Origin of the sequence: Kitasatospora sp. NPDC093558 (assembly GCF_040683475.1) — a bacterium.
Classification (GTDB): domain Bacteria; phylum Actinomycetota; class Actinomycetes; order Streptomycetales; family Streptomycetaceae; genus Kitasatospora.
Genome location: NZ_JBFBDY010000122.1, coordinates 1 through 16,345, shown reverse-complemented (window position 1 = coordinate 16,345; position 16,345 = coordinate 1). Strand labels below are relative to the sequence as shown.

Genomic DNA, 16,345 nt, shown 5'->3' with positions numbered 1-16,345 from the left:
CTCGGCCCGCCCCGCTCGACGGGGCGGGCCGAGACCCCTTCGCCAGCCTCGTCGTGGTCTCCGTGGGGGCGCCGCAGCTTACGCAGGAAGTCGGACTGGCCGACTTCTTACGCAGCTGCCCGTCCGGGCTCGCACAAGAGCTGCTACAGCGCTGAGGCGAACGACTGCATGGAGATACGCCACGTGACCACCGACGGCACTCGTCTTCCCCGCCGACACATGGACTGCGTTCGTCGCCGCCCTCAAGACCGACGAACTCCCCCAACGCCTGACATGGCTCGCGCGGGAAGTCGGCCCGTCCGACTTCCCATGCAAACCACGAACAGGCTCGAATGATCCACCCCGACCAGCGCGCTGTGTGGCGGAAGAGCACGTACAGCGCTGTCCAGGGCAACTGCATCGAGGTCGCCGACGGCTTCGCCGACATCGTCCCCGTCCGCGACTCGAAGGCCCACAGCGGGCCCGCGCTCGTGTTTCGCGGTGATCCGCGGGCGGCATACGTCACGGACGTCAAGGCCGGCGAACTCCCCTCCGTCTGAACGCGCGTGCGCGAGAAGTCGGCCACATCGACTTCTCGCGCGCGAAGGACTCCCGACACGACGCCGTTTGTTGGCCACCGCGCTGGGCGGGAGCAATAGAGTCCGGCTCATGAATCGAATAACTCGCTTGTGCGCCACTGGAATCGCCGCCGTGTCCATCGCCTCCCTCGCGGCTTGTGGGCCCTCTTCGTCGTCCTCGTCGTCATCGGCGTCCTCGGCGCCCGCTTCGCAGGTCCCGGCGGCTCCGACCACCTCTGCGCCTGCCTCCAAGCCGGCCGCAGGGTCGGGTGATCCGGCTGCTGCGGCCGGCGGCGCGAACGCCATCACCGTCACCGGGGAAACCACCGCCACCTACAAGTTCCCGGCGGGCTCCTGCCTTGGCGAAAAGTCCGCATCCGGCAAGCTGACCCTGGTCGCGGCCACCCAGGACGGGGACGCCTCCGTCGCCCTTGCCTTCGACGGCAACGGGAGCTTCAGCGTCCTGCTGACTGCCGGCATCAACTCGGCGAACAGCGTCATCTGGACCGGCGAATCCCCCGTCGGCGCATCCGCGAGCCGGACTGGCGACACCGTCACGTTCACCAACGTTCCGATCAGCCAGATCACCCCCGGACACGACGGCAAGGCCAGCGGCAGCGTGAAGTGCGAGAGCGTCGCCGCGTTGCTCTGAACCCCTGGCCGCCGGCACGGCCAGGGGCATGAAGAACCGCCTCGGCCGGGTAGGCCGGGGCGGTTCGGACGTCTACCCGATCAGTCCTGGTCCGGGCAGAGGTAGATCGGGTGGGGCTCGATGCCGATGAACGCGATCACGCGCATGGCGCCGACTTCCACCAGCTGATGGGCGATGCGGTCGGCGGAGTGGGGGGAGAACAGGTCGTCGAGGAAGTCGGCCTGGTCGTCGTCGAGCGGGAGACGGGCGACGGCGGTGCGGACGGCGGCGAGGGCGTCGGGGAGGCGGGAGAAGGTCGCGGCCTTCGTGACGCCCTTGATCTCGACCGAGACGGCGAAGGGGAGTTCAGCGCTCACTGCCCGCTCCCGACCATGGCCCAGACCGCCTTGCCGACGCCACCGACGCGCGGGCAGCACCCCCAGCGGGACGCCAGCTGGGAGACGAGCCAGAGCCCGCGCCCGGCTTCGTCGTGGCAGTCGGCGGGCTGCAGCGTGGGCCGCGTCGAGTCGGCGTCGTGCACCTCGATGCGGAGGAGATCGGGGCACAGCTCGAACTGCATGTAGATGAGCCGCCCGGGCGCGGTGCGGGCGTGGAGCACGGCGTTGGTGACGAGCTCGCTCAGCACCAACTCGCCGTTGGAGATGAACGGTTCACCACCGGGCTGGTCGGCGAGGAACTCGCGGAGCAGCTTTCTGGCCGCAGCGACGGACTTGTGGTGTCTCGGCAGCCAGTACGAGAACTTCTCCAACGTTCCGGGCATGGCGAGGCCTCCTCCGGGTGTGGTGGGAAAGATCGCGATCCGAAGGCCGGCGAGAGGCAAGGGAATGCCCGAGCGATGAACCAGCAGGATCACGCTGTGTGGTGAGCATCACCACGCTTCGTAGCATGCTCCTTGGCGGCGGATTGATGCAACCGGATCCAGCAAAGTACATATGGCTTTCGAGATCTGACGTGACGAAACCACTCCAGTCACGCCAGACTGTGATCCGACGACAGAGCGCGACGAGGGGAGGTCGGAGCGTGGCCGCAACACCAACGGTTCGCCGCCGAATGCTGGGAGCCGAGCTTCGGAGGATCCGGGAGGGCCTCAGCCTCAAGGTTGACGACGTGGCAGCCCGGCTCGGCTGGCACCAGTCCAAGGTCAGCCGACTGGAGAACGGCCGGCACGGAGTGCGGGCGAACGAGGTCGGGATACTGCTCGACGTCTATGAAGTCACCGACCCCGCAACCAGAGAGGCGCTTGCGACGCTGGCTCGCGAGGGAAAGCGCCGGGTGTGGTGGCAGCCGTACTCCGACGTGATCTCGCAGCGCTACGCGTCGTTCATCAGCTTCGAGGCAGAGGCGGTGGCGATTCGGAACTTCGAGTCGTCGCTCATCCCGGGGCTGCTCCAGACCGCCGACTACGCGCGGGCCGTGATTCGCGGGCTCCGACCGGAGGCCACGCCCGAGGTGATCAATGCCCTCGTCGATGTGCGCCTGGCTCGACAGAATGCTGCGCTCCGCCGGGAGGAGCCGCTGAAGCTCTGGGCCATCGTGGATGAGGCCGCACTACGAAGGGTGATTGGAGGCAAGCTGGTCATGGCCAAGCAGTTGCAGCAGCTCGTGGCCGCCTCCAAAGAGCCGCATGTCACCTTGCAAGTCGTGCCGTTCGAGGCCGGCGCCCATGCGGGAGTGCTCGGCTCATTCGTGGTCTTGGAGTTCCCCGTTCGAAATGATCTCGACGTGGTGTACACGGAGGCCATGACGAGTAGCCTTTACCTCGAACGGGATGACGACGTCGCAGCCCATGATCAGGCGTTTGACCGACTCCGGGCTTCGGCACTGGATGTCGGGCCGTCGCGGCGGCTTATCGCGAAAATTGCAAAGGAACTTGAGTGATGGACACCGACCCGGGCACCGTGTGGCGGAAGAGCACGTTCAGTGGCGACCAGGGCAACTGTATCGAGGTCGCCGACGGCTTCGCCGGCATCGTCCCCGTCCGGGACTCCAAGGACCCCAGCGGGCCGGCGCTCCTCTTCCCCGCCTCCGCGTGGTCCGCGTTCGTCACCGCCATCAAGAGCAACGAACTCCCGTCCGCCTGAACACGGTTGCGCGGGAAGTCGGCCCAGCCGACTTCCCGCTCGCCCCTCAGGTCGCGGGCGCGGAATCAGGGTCGGCCTCCAAGGCCCCCCTTCCCGCCTCCGGTTCAGCCGCCTTCCGGCCGGGTGTGTGGTTGAACAGCAGGTTCAGCACGAACGCGGCCAGCGTCGTGCTGGTGATGGCGCTGCCGCCGATGATCTGCACCCAGGTCGGGAAGGCGTGGTAGATGTTCGGCGCCACGACCGGGAGCATGCCCACGCCAATGGCGACCGCGACGATCAGCAGGTTGCCCGCGCCCTCGAACTCCACCTTGCGCAGCGTGTTGATGCCGACCGCCGTGACCGTGGCGAACATGACCAGGCCCGCGCCGCCGATCACCGGGCCGGGCAGGGAGGCCACGATCTCGCCCAGCTTCGGGATGAGGGCGAGGACGACGAGCATGCCGCCTGCCACCGCGGCGACGTAACGGCTGCGGACCTTGGTCATGCCGACCAGGCCGACGTTCTGGGCGAAGACGGTGTCCAGGAAGCCGTTCATGATCCCGCCGAAGATGCCGGAGACACCGTCGACGGCCAGACCGCGGGCCAGGTCCTTGCGGGAGACCGGCCGGCCTGTCATCTCGCCCACGGCGAGCATGTCCGCTGTCGACTCGGTGAACGTCACCAGCATGACCACGCACATCGAGATGACGGCGGCGACCGGAAAGTGCGGCGCACCGAAGTGGAAGGGCGAGGCCAGGCCGAACCAGTCGGCGCCGCCCACGGAGGAGAAGTCCGTCAGGCCCATCGGGATGGCGACCAGGGTGCCGACGATCAGACCGAGCAGGACACCGAGTTGGGAGAGGAAGCCGCTGGTGAAACGGTTGACCAGGACGATGAGCAGCACGATGCCGCCGGCCAGGGCGAGGTGGCTCGGGGCGGCGTAGTTCTTGGCGGTGGAGTCGTACCCGGCGATCAGCCCGGCCGCCACCCCGATCAGCGACAGCCCGATGACGGTGATGACCGACCCGCTGACCAGCGGCGGGAAGAACCTGACCGCGCGGGCGAACGGTACGGCGACGAGGAGGCCGAAGACACCTGCGGCGATCATCGAGCCGTACACCGCCTGCATCCCGTACTCGCCCGCGATGAGGATCATCGGGGTGACGGCGGTGAAGGTGGCGCCCGCGACAACCGGGAGCCGCACGCCCAGCACCTTGCCGATGCCGAGTGCCTGAAGCAGCGTCACCAGCCCGGCCACCAGCAGGTCGGCGTTGATGAGCAGTCCGATGGTGGAGGTGTCGAGCTTGGCCGCCGCGCCGAAGACGAGCGGGACGGTGACACAGCCGGTGTACATCACCAGCACGTGCTGCAGACCGAGCAGTCCGAGCCGTGCGGCCGGCAGGACTTCGTCGACCGGGTGCCGGGCGGGTGCGGCGGTGGATGCGGACGCGGATGCGTCGGGGGCCTGGGACACAGGGAGCCTCCGGAGGCACAGCGGGGCTCGGGGGGAGAGCCCCGGCGCGTGAGGGGTGGGCGCAGCGGAAGGGAACGGGGCGTGTGGCCCGTCGACCGGAACAGCGAGTCAAACTTTTTGTTGATGCCGTTTCACCCGCGTTTCCGCGGGCGAACGGCGGTGTTGCTTTTGCTCTGGCCCGGTGTTCATCCCTGCCCGGCGTCAGCGTGCGAACTTCTCGATGGCCGCCGGGGTGACGGGGGTGAAGAAGTTGACGAGGTTGCCGTCGGGGTCGCGGAACAGCAGCGACCGGTTGCCCCAGGGCATCGTGGTGGGCTCGGTGACGAAGTCCGTGACGAAGCCGGTCAGGTTCTTGTACACGCTGTCCACGTCGTCGACGAGGAACTCGGTGATCACGCTGTGGTTGGACGCCGGGCGGGCGGAGCCCGGAGCGAACAGCGGGACGGTGCGGGTGCTGCCGATCGCGAGGGTGGCGCCCGTGGTCCTGAGTTCGGCGAAGTCTTCATTGGCCCACGTCGCCCGCGCCCCTGTGGCCCGCTCGTAGAACTCGACGAGGCGAGCTACGTCGCCGGTGATGATGCGGATCGAGACGAAGTCCATGGGGATCTCCTTGGCTGTGCTGGAGGCGTTGCATGTCGCAGGCTAGGAGAAATACTGGACAGAATCGGTCCTCTATTCGCGTTAAGCTGCGGATATGCCTCGACCCACCGGCCGCGTGCTGACACTCCTGGAGCTGCTGCAGTCCGGCGGCACCCGGACGGTGGCCGAACTCGCCGACCGGCTCGGCGTCGAAGGGCGCACCGTGCGCCGGTACGTGGACTAGCTGATCGACCTCGACATTCCCGTGGAGTCGGTGCGCGGCCGCTACGGCGGGTACCGGCTCGCCCCCGGGTACCGCCTGCCGCCGCTCATGCTCGGCGACGACGAGGCACTGGCCGTCCTGCTCGGCCTGGTCGCCGGGCGCCGGGCAGGGCTGGCGACGACGGAGCGCACGGCGAGCGAGACGGCATCGGCGAAGATCCGGCGGGTGCTGCCCAAGCACATCGCCCGCCGGCTCGACACGCTCCTGGCAGCTCTCGCCTTCACGGATCGGCCTGGCGAGTTCGACACCCCGGACGCCGGGGTCCTGCTCACGATCGCCGATGCGGTGCACCACCACCGACCGGTCTCGGTCCGCTACACCGACCGCGACGGACGGCGCAGCGAACGCACCCTGCACGCGTACGGGATCGTGGCCCATGCGGGCCGGTGGTACGTCACGGGCAAGGACGCCCGGATCGGCGAGGACCGGACCTTCCGGCTCGATCGCATCGCCGACGCGAGGACCCTGCCCGGCTCGTTCGAACCGCCCGTGGGTCCCGGTCCGGCCGAGCGCGTGTTGTCGGGATTCGCCACGGCCGACTACCGGCATGAGGTGTCCTTGCGGATCCACGGGACGGTCGAGCAGATCCGCGCCCACCTTCCCGTCAGCGTCGCGAACCTGGAGGAGCACGAGTCCGAAGCCGGCGAGGACCGCACGACCGAGCGCTGGCGGCACGTCGAGCTACGGGCGGAGCGACTCGACTGGCTGCCTCCGGTCCTCGCCGCACTCGACCGGCCGTTCGTCATCGAGCGCCCCGACGAACTCCGCGCCCTCGTCATCGCGCTCGCCGGTCGCCTCACGTCCTACGCCGCCGAGCCTGACCGCGAGAAGCCGATGTCATGAGGTGGCACAACCCCTCCGCCAGAAAACCGCGTGCGCGAGAAGTCGGCCAGGTCGACTTCCCGCGCACCGACCATCCTCTACTCACGCCCCGGCGTCGGGGCTGTACGAGTAGAACATCCGCTGATCCGCATACGCGCCCTTCCAGGCCAGGAACAGGCAGTTGCCGGACGCCGCCAGCGCAGGACCGTTGCTGGTGCCACCGCCCAACTGGCGCTGCTCGCCGAAGTTCTGGCCGTTGCTGCTCGCCGTGTAGAAGATCCGCTGGTCGTCGCCCGCGCCCTTCCACGCCACGAAGATCGCCTGGTTGAACGCTGCCAGCGCCGGGGAGTGACTCGTCCCGCCCACGCCCTGGACCCAGCCCCGCTGCGTCCAGCTGTTGCCGTTGTCGGTGGTCGCGTAATAGACGTGCTCGTCAGTGGCGCCCTTCCACGCCAGATACAGCTTGCCCGCGAATTCGGCCAACGCCGGGCCGGTGCTGGTGGCACCGCCGCCGTCGACCTCCCGCTGGTCCGACCAGGACCGACCGTCCCAGCTCACGCTGAAGAACAGCCGCGGGTCGTCGCCCGCGCCCTTCCACGCCAGGACGAGCCGGCCGTTGTAAGTCGCCAGCGCGGGAGCGGAGTTCGTGCCGCCGCCCACCGCGGTCTGGTCCGTCCAGTTCGTTCCGTCGGGGCTGGAGGCGTAGAACATCCGCTGGTCGTCGCCCGCGCCCTTCCACGCCAGGTACAGCCTCCCGTTGAAGGCGGCGAGCGTCGGACTGGTGCTCGTACCGCCCCCGACCGCGGCCTGGTCCGTCCAGTGATCGTTGTCCCAACTGGAGGCGTAGAACATCCGCGGATCGTCGCCCGCGCCCTTCCAGGCCGCGTACACACGGTTGTTGAAGGACGCCAACGTCGGACCGGCACTCGAACCGCCGCCGACCGGAGCCTGTGCCGTCCAGTCACCGGAGGCGGCCGACGCCGTACCGGCCCCGACGGTCGTGCATGCGAGGATCGCGCCCACCAGCACGCTGACGAACGCAAGGATGCGCTTTGACACGGAGACTTCCCTTCTTCCGGGGGATCCTCCTTCGCCCTGCCTGCCCAACTCCCAGGCCGGCCACTGCCCCTGAAGACCGGGGCCACGGATCCCGGAGTGACGATGACAGCGTGTCAGGTGACGTGGTCATGCGGAAGGCGTCCTTGTAGTCAACCGATAAACGTGCAGCTCGCGCAAGCGACGTGCCCCCACCGCTCCGAGGCGGTGAGGGCACGTCGGCCTTCGCAGGTACGGCTAGGCCGGAAAGCCGGGCCGGAGGTCGAGGTCGAAGTCCAGGGCCGCCAGGTCGCCCTCGTCGACGGTGTAGGCGCGGACCTCGACCTTGAACTTCGCCCTCGGTACTTCGTTCGGGAGGTCGATAACGGCGGTCAGGACAGCGTTCCCCTTCGGGATGGGACTCTTTCCGTTACTGGTGTCGCAGCTCAGCTTCAGGCCCTCGGCGCCGCCGCCGCGAAGCTCCGCGAAGATGTCGTACCTGCGCGTGATCAGCTTGACCAGGCCAAGCTTGATCACGACGTCGAAGTAGGCGCCGTCCTCGATCTTCTCCATCGCGGCCGCGTCGAACCGGACTGTGACGGTGCTTCCTGGCTTCGGTGGATCCGGAGTGACGGTAATGGACTTGATGTCCAGTGCGTCGCCCGGCGAACCCACGTTCCTATAGCCCCAGTCGGCCATGGAGAACTCCTTCTGTCGCGACGCGCCACGGTGGCTCGTCGCGACAGTCTGGACTGCGGAAAGCAGCTGCTACGGGCGGAGACACGTCAAACCACTCGAACGAGTGGGCGCTCAACGCCCCACTTCGCGCAGGCGGAAGTCCTCGACCGTCTCCCTCTTGATCAGCAGCCGCGCCCGGCCGTCCTTCACCGCCGCTACCGGCGGGCGGCCGACCATGTTGTAGCCGCTCGCCATCGAGAGCTGGTAGGCGCCGGCCGCCGGCACCGCAAGCAGGTCGCCGGGGCGCAGATCGGCGGGCAGCAGCGCATCGCGCACCAGCACGTCCCCCGCCTCGCAGTGGCGGCCGACCACGTCGACCCTCGCCTCCCCCGCATCCGACCGGCGGCCCACCAGCCTCACCGTGTACTCCGACCCGTACAGCGCCGGCCTCGGGTTGTCGCTCATCCCGCCGTCCACCGCCGCGAAGCACCGCCCGTCCGCCGTGTGCTTCACGGACAGCACCCGGTACACCGCCACCGCCGCCGGGCCCGCGATCGCCCGGCCGGGCTCGACGATCAGGCGCGGCACGTCCAACCCCGCCTCGGCGCAGCGCACCGCGAGCCGGTCCGTCACCCGCACCGCGAACTCGGCGACGTCGAGCGCGGAGTCCCCCGGCAGGTAGCGGATGCCGTGGCCGCCGCCCAGATCCAGCTCGGGCAGCTCGATGCCGTGCCGGTCCCGCACCGCCTCCAGCAGCCGCACCAGCGCGTCCACCGCCCGCAGGAACGGCTCGATCTCGGTGATCTGCGAGCCCAAGTGGCAGTGCAGGCCCACCAGTTCGAGCCCGGGCTGGTCGAGCACCCGCGCGATCGCGTCCGCCGCGTCGCCGCCCTCGATCGGGAAGCCGAACTTCTGCCCGCCCACCCCCGTCCGCACCGCCGCGTGGTGCCCGGCCGCGATCCCCGGGACCACCCGCACCAGCACCTTCTGCGGGGTGTCCGCCGCCACCAGCGCCGCGAGCCGGGCGATCTCCGCCGGCCCGTCGATGACGATCCGGCCCACCCGAAGCCGCCGCGCCAGCCGCAGGTCCTCCGGGGACTTGGCGTTGCCGTGCAGCAGGATCCGCTGCGCCGGGAACCCGGCCGACGAGGCCAGCCAGAGTTCGCCCGACGAACAGACGTCCAGCCCCAGCCCCTCCTCCGCCACCCAGTCGGCCATCGCGCTGCACAGGAACGCCTTCGCCGCGTACAGCACCTCGGCGTGCGGCAGCGCCCGCCGGTACGCCCGGGCCCGCGCCCGCACCTCGGCCTCGTCGACCACGTACAGCGGCGTGCCGAACCGCTCGGCGGCCTCCGCCAGGCCGACCCCGCCGACCAGCACCTCCCCGCCCGGCCCCGACCGCGCCGAGGCCGGCCAGGGACCGCCGAGAGCTGCGCTGGAGATGGCGGAGGAAGGGGCGGCGAGCTGGGTCATTGCGGCTCCTACGAAACGTCGGGCGGGTGGCGGTCAGTCCTCGAAGTGCATCGCGATCCGGCAGTGCACCGGCCGCGTCCGGGCCTCGTCGGCCTCCGGGACAGCGGGTGCAGGTGCGGGACACTCCGGGGCGGGCACGAGGCGGATCGTCCGTTCCAGCGGCTCGTCGACGTCGATCAGGGCGGTGGCGGTGGTCATCGGGGGCTCCAAGGGAAGTCGTGGCGGGCCGTCGGCCCTCGCTCCCAGTGGAGACCTTTCGGGCATCGATCGCACCCGTCCTTGACGCGTGACCTACGCCCCGGGGGCGGACTTTGACGGCTTCCTGACAGCCCGCCCCGAACGGGCGACCCTGAGTGTCAGGGAACTGTCAAAGAAGGCCGCAAAGCCGCCAAGCCCGCGTCAAGACCGGCATGGCGCGCCGGAATCCGGTGGTGGGCTGTCCGCCGTTCCCGCCGCCCCTGAGCCCGCCGCCCCGTCGCCACAGGGGCAGCCCGGAAGGTCCCCCGAGACGATGAGCCGTACGGCCCTCACGGACACCACCGACCACCCGCAGCACGCACCCCACCCCGGCCACCCCAGCCACCGGCCCACCGGCCCCGCCCGGGGCCGCCGCCGGCTCATCACCCGGCAGCAGCTCGCCGAGGCCCTGCCGGCCGCCGTCCGCAAGCTCCGCCCGCGCACGATGATGCGCAACCCCGTCATGCTGGTCGTCGAGACCGGCTCGGCCCTCACCACGCTCACCGCCATCGCCCGCCCGAGCGTGTTCGCCTGGGTGATCTCCTTCTGGCTCTGGCTCACCGTGCTGTTCGCCAACCTCGCCGAGGCCGTCGCCGAGAGCCGGGGCAAGGCGCAGGCCGAGTCGCTGCGCCGCGCCCAAGCCGGCACCACCGCACGGCGGCTCCTGCACTGGCGGGTCGGGACCCGCGATCACCGCCACGAAGTCATCCCCGCCGAGGAGTTGATGCTGCACGACATCGTGCTCGTCTCGGCCGGCGAGGTCATCCCACAGGACGGGGAAGTGGTCGAGGGCATCGCGACCGTCGACGAGTCGGCGATCACCGGCGAGTCCGCCCCGGTCATCCGCGAGTCCGGCGGCGACCGGACGGGCGTCACGGGCGGCACCAAAGTGCTCTCGGACCACCTCGTCATCCGGGTCACCTCCCGCCCCGGGCAGAGCTTCATCGACCGGATGATCAGCCTGGTCGAAGGCGCGAACCGGCAGAAGACGCCGAACGAGATCGCGCTCAACATCCTGCTCGCCTCGCTCACCATCATCTTCATCCTCTCCGTCGTCTCGCTCCAGCCGATGGCCATCTACGCCCACGCGCCGCAGACCACCGTCGTGCTGTGCGCCCTGATGGTCGCGCTCATCCCGACGACCATCGGCGCGCTGCTCTCCGCGATCGGCATCGCCGGGATGGACCGGCTCGTCCAGCGCAACGTCGTCGCCCTCTCCGGCCGCGCCGTCGAGGCCGCCGGGGACGTCGACGTGCTGCTCCTCGACAAGACCGGCACCATCACGTACGGCAACCGGCAGGCCGTCGCCCTGCACCCGCTGCCCGGCGCCACGACCGAACAGCTCGCCGAGGCAGCACAGTTGGCGTCGATCGCGGACGAGACGCCGGAGGGGCGATCCCTGATGGAACTGACGAACCGTCAATACTGGGTGCCGCCAAGGCACCCCGGCGAGCTCGGCGAGCAGCGGCCCGTCCCGTTCACCGCGCACAGCCGGATGAGCGGCGTCGACCTGAGCTGGCCCGACGGCGCCACCTGCCTCGTCCGCAAGGGCGCGGCGAACGCCGTCGCCCAGTGGGTCGTGCAGTCCGGCGGCCGGCTGCCGATGGCGGCCAAGCCGCTCGTCGACCGGATCGCCGAGGCCGGCGGCACCCCGCTGCTCGTCGCCGTCCACGACCGGCACGGCGCCCGCGCGCTCGGCGTCGTCGAACTCAAGGACGTCGTCAAGGAGGGCATCGCCGAACGCTTCGCCGAGTTGCGGCGGATGGGCATCCGCACCGTCATGGTCACCGGCGACAACCCGCTCACCGCCAAGGCCATCGCAGAGGAGGCCGGGGTCGACGACTTCCTCGCCGAGGCCACGCCCGAGGACAAGCTCGCCTACCTGCGCCAGGAGCAGGCCGCCGGGAACATGGTCGCGATGACCGGCGACGGCACCAACGACGCGCCCGCCCTCGCCCAAGCCGACGTCGGTGTCGCCATGAACTCCGGCACCCCGGCGGCGAAGGAGGCCGGCAACATGGTCGACCTCGACTCCAACCCGGCCAAGCTCATCGACATCATCCGGGTCGGCAAGCAACTCCTCATCACCCGGGGCGCGTTGACGACCTTCTCGATCACCAACGACGTCGCCAAGTTCTTCGCGATCATCCCCGCGATGTTCGCGCACGCCTACCCCGGGCTGCACCACCTCAACATCATGGGCCTGCACAGCCCGACGTCCGCGATCGCCTCCGCGATCATCTTCAACGCGCTGATCATCGTCGCCCTCATCCCGCTCGCCCTGCGCGGCGTCCGCTACCAGCCCGCCTCCGCCACCGACCTGCTCCGGCGCAACCTGCGGGTGTACGGGCTGGGCGGGCTGGTGCTGCCGTTCCTCGGCATCAAGGCGATCGACCTGCTCATCCAGTTCGTCCCGGGACTGGGCTGAGACAGGCCCTCCGGAGCACCCGTGTCAGGGGGCCGTCAAGATGCGGCGGGCGGGCGTCATGGCGGTGTCAGCGCCGGCGCGGACCGGGTGGTTCCGGGGTTCACTGGACGTGACGGAACCGAAGTCACGAACCCACACGAAGCCACACTGGCACACGGAGGCGAACGGCCATGACCGGGACCACCCGAGTGATCGTCGGCCTGAGCGGATCACTGAGCAGCCTCGCCGCCCTGTACCACGCCGTCGGAGAGGCGGCCCGGCACCGCGCCACGCTCGTGCCGGTCGCCGCCTGGACCGCGCACGACCGGGACGGGCTGCGGCCGCTGTCCGAACTGGAGCACGCCGCCCGCCGGCGCCTCGACATCGCCTTCGAACAGGCCTACGGCGGCTACCCGTCCGGCATCGTCGTCCACCCCGTGGTGGTCAACGCCGAGCCCGGGCCCGCCCTGGTCGGCGCCGTGACCGGCCCGGACGACCTCCTCGTGATCGGCGCCACCGGCCGCCGCCTCGGCCGGCTGCGCCACGCGTCGGTCGGCCGCCACTGCCGGCACCGGGCGGGCTGCCGGGTCGTCGAGGTGTCCCCGTCCGAACTCCTGACCCGCCTCGAACTCCCCGCCCGCACGGGCGCCCCGCTCCCGCTCCTCGCCTGGTAGCGGCGCGCCGGGGCCGGCCCGGTGTTCCTCGTCCGCTGCCTCCCCGTCCAGCTGCCCCCGTCCGCTCCCCCCGGGCGGGGGCAGCACTATGCCAACACGCCTACGGTGACGGCACGTTGAGGTGGTCGCTCAGCCACGTCAGCGACGGCGGCAGCAGCCTCGTCCAGGTCGTGAAGTTGTGCCCGCCCGAGTCCACCGTCGCCTGCGCCACCGTGAACGGCGGACGGGCCGCCGCCGCGAAGGCCGACGAGTCCGCGTACGTGCTCCCGTCCTCCTTGCTGTCCGCGAGCAGCGCCGACAGCGCCGGCATCGGCAGGTGCGCGAGGCGCCACTTCAGGTCGGCCTCGTCGCGGCGCTGCGGACTGCCGCCGAACAGGTCGCCGGTCGTGACGTCGTCGGCCGCCTTGAAGTAGCCGGAGAGCGAGACCACCGCGCCGAAGGTCTGCGGGTGCACCATGCCGAGCTTGAGCGCGCAGTAGCCGCCCGTCGAGTCGCCGATCACGCCGAGGCCGCCGGTGCCGTCCAGCACGCGGTAGGAGGCGCGCAGGTCGGCCGGGACGTCCGTCGTGAAGTACGACTGCGCCTGCGGGCCCTTCGGGATGTCCTCGCACTCGCTGTCGCGGGGCATGGACGGCGAGGGGCGCATCAGCACGAGGACGGTCGGGTTCATCGCGCCCTGGCGCAGGAGGTCGAGCTCGTACGCGGGGTAGCGCAGCTTGGTGACGAGGTTGGTGGCGTCGCCGGGGAAGCCGGTCAGGACGAGCAGGGCGGGGAAGTGCCGCTGCTCGCCGCCCGGCTGGAAGTACTGCGGCGGCAGGTAGACGTAGCCGTCGGTGCTCAGGCCGGTCGTGGTGCCGGGGATGCGGACCTTGTCGAGCCGCCCGATCCGGGCCGGGTCCCGGCTGCCCGCCGGGGCGCCGGTGATGTCCGCCGCGCCGAGCACCTGGATCCCGGCGGACGGGCGGCCGGGCCCGCCGCCGGGCGATGCGGCGCCCTGGACGACGCCCGTGCCCCGGTCGTGCCCGAAGAGGTCGGACCAGCTGCTGTAGAAGACGAAGTAGTCGTTCACGGCGAGCCCGAGCGTGGCGACCAGGGCCAGCTGGGTGAGGACGATCGTGCCGAGGCGCAGGAACATCGCCGGCCAGCTGCGGACCGCGAGCCGGGGCCACACCCACAGCGTGCCGAGCACCGTGGCCACGGCGAACAGTGCCATCAGCGCGAGCAGCTTGTGACTGGTGAGTCCCATGGTCGGCCTCCCCTACCACTGTGGACCACCGGCCGGACGTCCACAGCGCACCCCACCCACCGTAATCGGATGGCACCCGAACGTCATGCGCTCCCGGAAGGGCGTTCGTGTCAGAAGTTCGACAAAGGTGTCGATGATCGCGCGGTTCCGGGCTATGCTTTCGGGTGTTTGAAAAGGCACCTCGTTCGGTGAGGCGTCTTCACGGACACAGGCCACTGACCCGACGACGTCGAGAGACGCCCAGGTTCAGGACAGATCTTCCCGACCTAAGGGTTGATCCCAAGTGGCTTCCCCCGGCTGCGGGGGATTACGCCGTGAAGTGCCAAAGCTCTGACGAGTTGGGGTGAGCCGGCGGCCCGGGGGGCAGGTTGGCGAGCTCCTGCCGAGTCGATGAACGCACCGTCGTGGTGCGCCCGACCGGAAGGAGGCGAGACGCATGGACAGCAGCAGTAGTAGTCCGGGCCATAGTCGGCCCGATTCCCGTGCGCCCGAGCACGCCTCCGGCAGACGCTGAACTCCCGCACCCTGCACCGCTTCTGACGTTTCGTCAGCATGTCCACGTGTCCACCATGCCCGCACGGCCCCACATCGGACGGCCGCCGGGCGGCGGTGCCGTGCCCGCAGGGAGTCGCCGTCGCACGCCGCGAGGCGAGCCGCGCGTCAACCCGCCACGCCCACGCCACGCCCGGCCGGGGCATGCCCTCGCACGCCCGCCGGCCGTTGAACCCGAGGTGAGTCGCCATGTCCGTCACCGCCTTCTTCCACCCCACCACCCGGACCGCCCCGCAGCGCGGCCTGCGCGCCGCCCTGGCCGGCGCCCTGGCCGGCGTCCTCGGCCGGATCGCCGCGGGCCCGCTCGACAGCAGCGTGCTCCAGGCCATCGGTTCGCAGCCCCCGGCCGGGCCGCCGGTACGCCTGCGGGCCCGCTGGGAGGCCGTCACCGCGGCCGACGGGTCCACGCGGCTGTGCGCCCGCTGGCACGCCGAGAACTGACCGCCCGTCGCCTCCCACCGCCCACGCCACCAGCAGAATCACGCCGAAGGAAGTCCCGTCATGGCCGTCCGCTACCCCCGGCTCGACGTCATCTTCTCCGACCACCGGGCCGCCCTCCGCGCCGTCGCGACCGCGAGCGCCCCCGCTCGGGCCTCGGGTTCCCGACCCGCGAGCGGTGAACCCACCGCGCCCAACGGGCTCGCGATCGACCCCGAGCAGCGCGTCGCGACCGTCGACGGGCGCGAAGTCGACCTCACCTACATGGAGTTCGAGCTCCTCGCCCACCTCGTCGCCAACCCGCTGCGCGTGCACAGCCGCCGCCAGCTGATGGAGAGCGTGTGGGGCCGCCCCGACAACGGCGACACCCGCACCATCTCCACCCACATCGCGCGGATACGCCGCAAGCTCGGCCCCGAGCACCGGCCCACCCTCGCGACCGTCCGCCAGATCGGCTACAAGTACGACCCCCGGCTGTCCACCGCGGCCTGAGCCGGCCGCCAACTCGCCGTCCCCACAGCCACGATGAGGTTTCCGATGACTCCCGGCAAGCTGCTCCCCCGGCGCGGCGAGGCGGCGGGGCTGCTCGTCGTCCTGGTGCTCCTCGTCCTGGAAGCGCTCGCGCTGGGCGAGGCCTCGGACCCGGACCGGCCGGTGATCGGCGCCGCCCTGATCGGAGCCGCCGGCTCCGGCCTGCTGCTCGTCGCCGCGCTGCTGGTCGGCCGCCGCCTGGCCGCCCGGCGGATGCTCCCGCTGCCCCCGCCGGGCCCGGACGGTCCCGTCTACAGCACCCGCGCCCTGGAGGGCTTCCCGATGGAGGCCGTCCGCCCACTGCTGCTCACCGAGGACGGGCCGCACCTCAACCAGCTCTACGCCGCCTGGGTGCTCGCCCTCGGCGGCCACACCGCGCCGTGGATCGGGCGGCGGCTGGACCTCCCCGTCCCGACCGCCCGGCTGCTCGTCGACGCCGTCCGCGAGCGGCGCCGCGGGCCGAATCGAGGCGGGCCGGACCGGGGCGGGCCGAAACCCCCTCCGCCGAACCGTTGTTGACCCGCACGCCACCGACCCCCCCCCCCACCACCCCCCCCCCCGCCCCCCCCCCCCCCCCCCCCCACCCCCCCCACCCCCCCCCCCCCCCCCCCCCCCCCCCCCCCCCCCCCCCCCCCCCCCCCCCCCCC

General features: G+C 70.9%; 18 protein-coding genes, 1 pseudogene and 1 riboswitch. Of the genes and pseudogenes, 10 read left to right on the top strand and 9 right to left on the bottom strand.

Annotated features, from left to right (window positions below; translation table 11 throughout):
* Nucleotides 1-332 precede the first annotated feature (332 nt).
* Both AB0O00_RS15035 and AB0O00_RS15030 read left to right on the top strand, forming a co-directional pair.
* Nucleotides 333-539: a DUF397 domain-containing protein gene (locus AB0O00_RS15035; RefSeq protein WP_363651798.1), complete on the top strand. Its 207-nt coding sequence runs from the start codon at nt 333-335 to the stop codon at nt 537-539.
* 151 nt (nt 540-690) lie between these two features.
* Nucleotides 691-1,209 (top strand): hypothetical protein, encoded by a 519-nt coding sequence (locus AB0O00_RS15030; RefSeq protein ID WP_363651796.1) that lies wholly within the window; start codon nt 691-693, stop codon nt 1,207-1,209.
* A gap of 80 nt (nt 1,210-1,289) precedes the next feature.
* Here AB0O00_RS15030 and AB0O00_RS15025 read toward each other — a convergent pair whose 3' ends face one another.
* Together AB0O00_RS15025 and AB0O00_RS15020 are read right to left on the bottom strand one after the other, a co-directional pair.
* On the bottom strand, nt 1,290-1,565 hold the full coding sequence (locus AB0O00_RS15025; RefSeq protein ID WP_363651794.1) for a hypothetical protein: 276 nt from the start codon (nt 1,563-1,565) through the stop codon (nt 1,290-1,292).
* Nucleotides 1,562-1,969, bottom strand: coding sequence for an ATP-binding protein (locus AB0O00_RS15020; RefSeq protein ID WP_363651792.1), 408 nt, complete (start codon nt 1,967-1,969; stop codon nt 1,562-1,564). The genes AB0O00_RS15025 and AB0O00_RS15020 overlap by 4 nt, the downstream gene beginning before the upstream one ends.
* Before the next feature lie 101 nt (nt 1,970-2,070).
* On the opposite strand from AB0O00_RS15020, the gene AB0O00_RS15015 reads away from it, so the two are divergent.
* Nucleotides 2,071-3,087 (top strand): helix-turn-helix transcriptional regulator, encoded by a 1,017-nt coding sequence (locus AB0O00_RS15015; RefSeq protein ID WP_363651790.1) that lies wholly within the window; start codon nt 2,071-2,073, stop codon nt 3,085-3,087.
* Complete coding sequence (locus AB0O00_RS15010) at nt 3,087-3,290, top strand: DUF397 domain-containing protein (RefSeq protein ID WP_363651788.1); 204 nt, start codon at nt 3,087-3,089, stop codon at nt 3,288-3,290. Before AB0O00_RS15015 ends, AB0O00_RS15010 begins: the two co-directional genes overlap by 1 nt.
* A 46-nt stretch (nt 3,291-3,336) precedes the next feature.
* Here AB0O00_RS15010 and AB0O00_RS15005 read toward each other — a convergent pair whose 3' ends face one another.
* Nucleotides 3,337-4,743, bottom strand: coding sequence for a nucleobase:cation symporter-2 family protein (locus AB0O00_RS15005; RefSeq protein WP_363651786.1), 1,407 nt, complete (start codon nt 4,741-4,743; stop codon nt 3,337-3,339).
* Nucleotides 4,744-4,944: 201 nt separating this feature from the next.
* Nucleotides 4,945-5,343, bottom strand: a complete 399-nt coding sequence (locus tag AB0O00_RS15000; RefSeq protein ID WP_363651784.1) for a VOC family protein — start codon at nt 5,341-5,343, stop codon at nt 4,945-4,947.
* A 94-nt stretch (nt 5,344-5,437) separates the two neighbouring features.
* On the opposite strand from AB0O00_RS15000, the pseudogene AB0O00_RS14995 reads away from it, so the two are divergent.
* A pseudogene (locus AB0O00_RS14995) lies at nt 5,438-6,448 on the top strand (YafY family protein).
* Between the two features lie 81 nt (nt 6,449-6,529).
* On the opposite strand, the gene AB0O00_RS14990 reads toward AB0O00_RS14995, so the two are convergent.
* From AB0O00_RS14990 to AB0O00_RS14975, 4 genes are all read right to left on the bottom strand, one after another.
* Nucleotides 6,530-7,486: a hypothetical protein gene (locus tag AB0O00_RS14990; protein WP_363651782.1), complete on the bottom strand. Its 957-nt coding sequence runs from the start codon at nt 7,484-7,486 to the stop codon at nt 6,530-6,532.
* Between the two features lie 234 nt (nt 7,487-7,720).
* Nucleotides 7,721-8,161: an ML domain-containing protein gene (locus AB0O00_RS14985; RefSeq protein ID WP_363651780.1), complete on the bottom strand. Its 441-nt coding sequence runs from the start codon at nt 8,159-8,161 to the stop codon at nt 7,721-7,723.
* A 111-nt stretch (nt 8,162-8,272) separates the two neighbouring features.
* A complete protein-coding gene (gene lysA / locus AB0O00_RS14980) occupies nt 8,273-9,613 on the bottom strand; it encodes a diaminopimelate decarboxylase (protein ID WP_363651778.1) in 1,341 nt (446 codons plus the stop codon).
* A 33-nt stretch (nt 9,614-9,646) separates the two neighbouring features.
* Nucleotides 9,647-9,811, bottom strand: coding sequence for a hypothetical protein (locus AB0O00_RS14975; protein WP_363651776.1), 165 nt, complete (start codon nt 9,809-9,811; stop codon nt 9,647-9,649).
* Nucleotides 9,812-10,124: 313 nt separating this feature from the next.
* On the opposite strand from AB0O00_RS14975, the gene kdpB reads away from it, so the two are divergent.
* Together kdpB and AB0O00_RS14965 are read left to right on the top strand one after the other, a co-directional pair.
* Nucleotides 10,125-12,278 carry a potassium-transporting ATPase subunit KdpB gene (gene kdpB, locus AB0O00_RS14970; RefSeq protein WP_363651774.1) on the top strand — a complete coding sequence of 718 codons (2,154 nt, stop codon included), beginning with the start codon at nt 10,125-10,127 and terminating at the stop codon, nt 12,276-12,278.
* A gap of 170 nt (nt 12,279-12,448) precedes the next feature.
* Nucleotides 12,449-12,931: a universal stress protein gene (locus AB0O00_RS14965; RefSeq protein ID WP_363651772.1), complete on the top strand. Its 483-nt coding sequence runs from the start codon at nt 12,449-12,451 to the stop codon at nt 12,929-12,931.
* A 100-nt stretch (nt 12,932-13,031) separates the two neighbouring features.
* On the opposite strand, the gene AB0O00_RS14960 is transcribed toward AB0O00_RS14965, so the two are convergent.
* Nucleotides 13,032-14,177, bottom strand: coding sequence for an alpha/beta hydrolase-fold protein (locus AB0O00_RS14960; protein ID WP_363651770.1), 1,146 nt, complete (start codon nt 14,175-14,177; stop codon nt 13,032-13,034).
* A 173-nt stretch (nt 14,178-14,350) separates the two neighbouring features.
* A riboswitch (M-box (ykoK) riboswitch) is annotated at nt 14,351-14,527 on the top strand.
* 391 nt (nt 14,528-14,918) lie between these two features.
* Here AB0O00_RS14960 and AB0O00_RS14955 point away from each other — a divergent pair.
* The 3 genes from AB0O00_RS14955 to AB0O00_RS14945 are packed head-to-tail and all read left to right on the top strand — an operon-like array spanning nt 14,919 to nt 16,217.
* Nucleotides 14,919-15,170 (top strand): hypothetical protein, encoded by a 252-nt coding sequence (locus tag AB0O00_RS14955; protein ID WP_363651768.1) that lies wholly within the window; start codon nt 14,919-14,921, stop codon nt 15,168-15,170.
* A gap of 60 nt (nt 15,171-15,230) precedes the next feature.
* A complete protein-coding gene (locus tag AB0O00_RS14950; protein ID WP_363651766.1) occupies nt 15,231-15,659 on the top strand; it encodes a winged helix-turn-helix domain-containing protein in 429 nt (142 codons plus the stop codon).
* A 45-nt stretch (nt 15,660-15,704) separates the two neighbouring features.
* Nucleotides 15,705-16,217, top strand: a complete 513-nt coding sequence (locus AB0O00_RS14945; protein WP_363651764.1) for a hypothetical protein — start codon at nt 15,705-15,707, stop codon at nt 16,215-16,217.
* Nucleotides 16,218-16,345 lie beyond the last annotated feature (128 nt).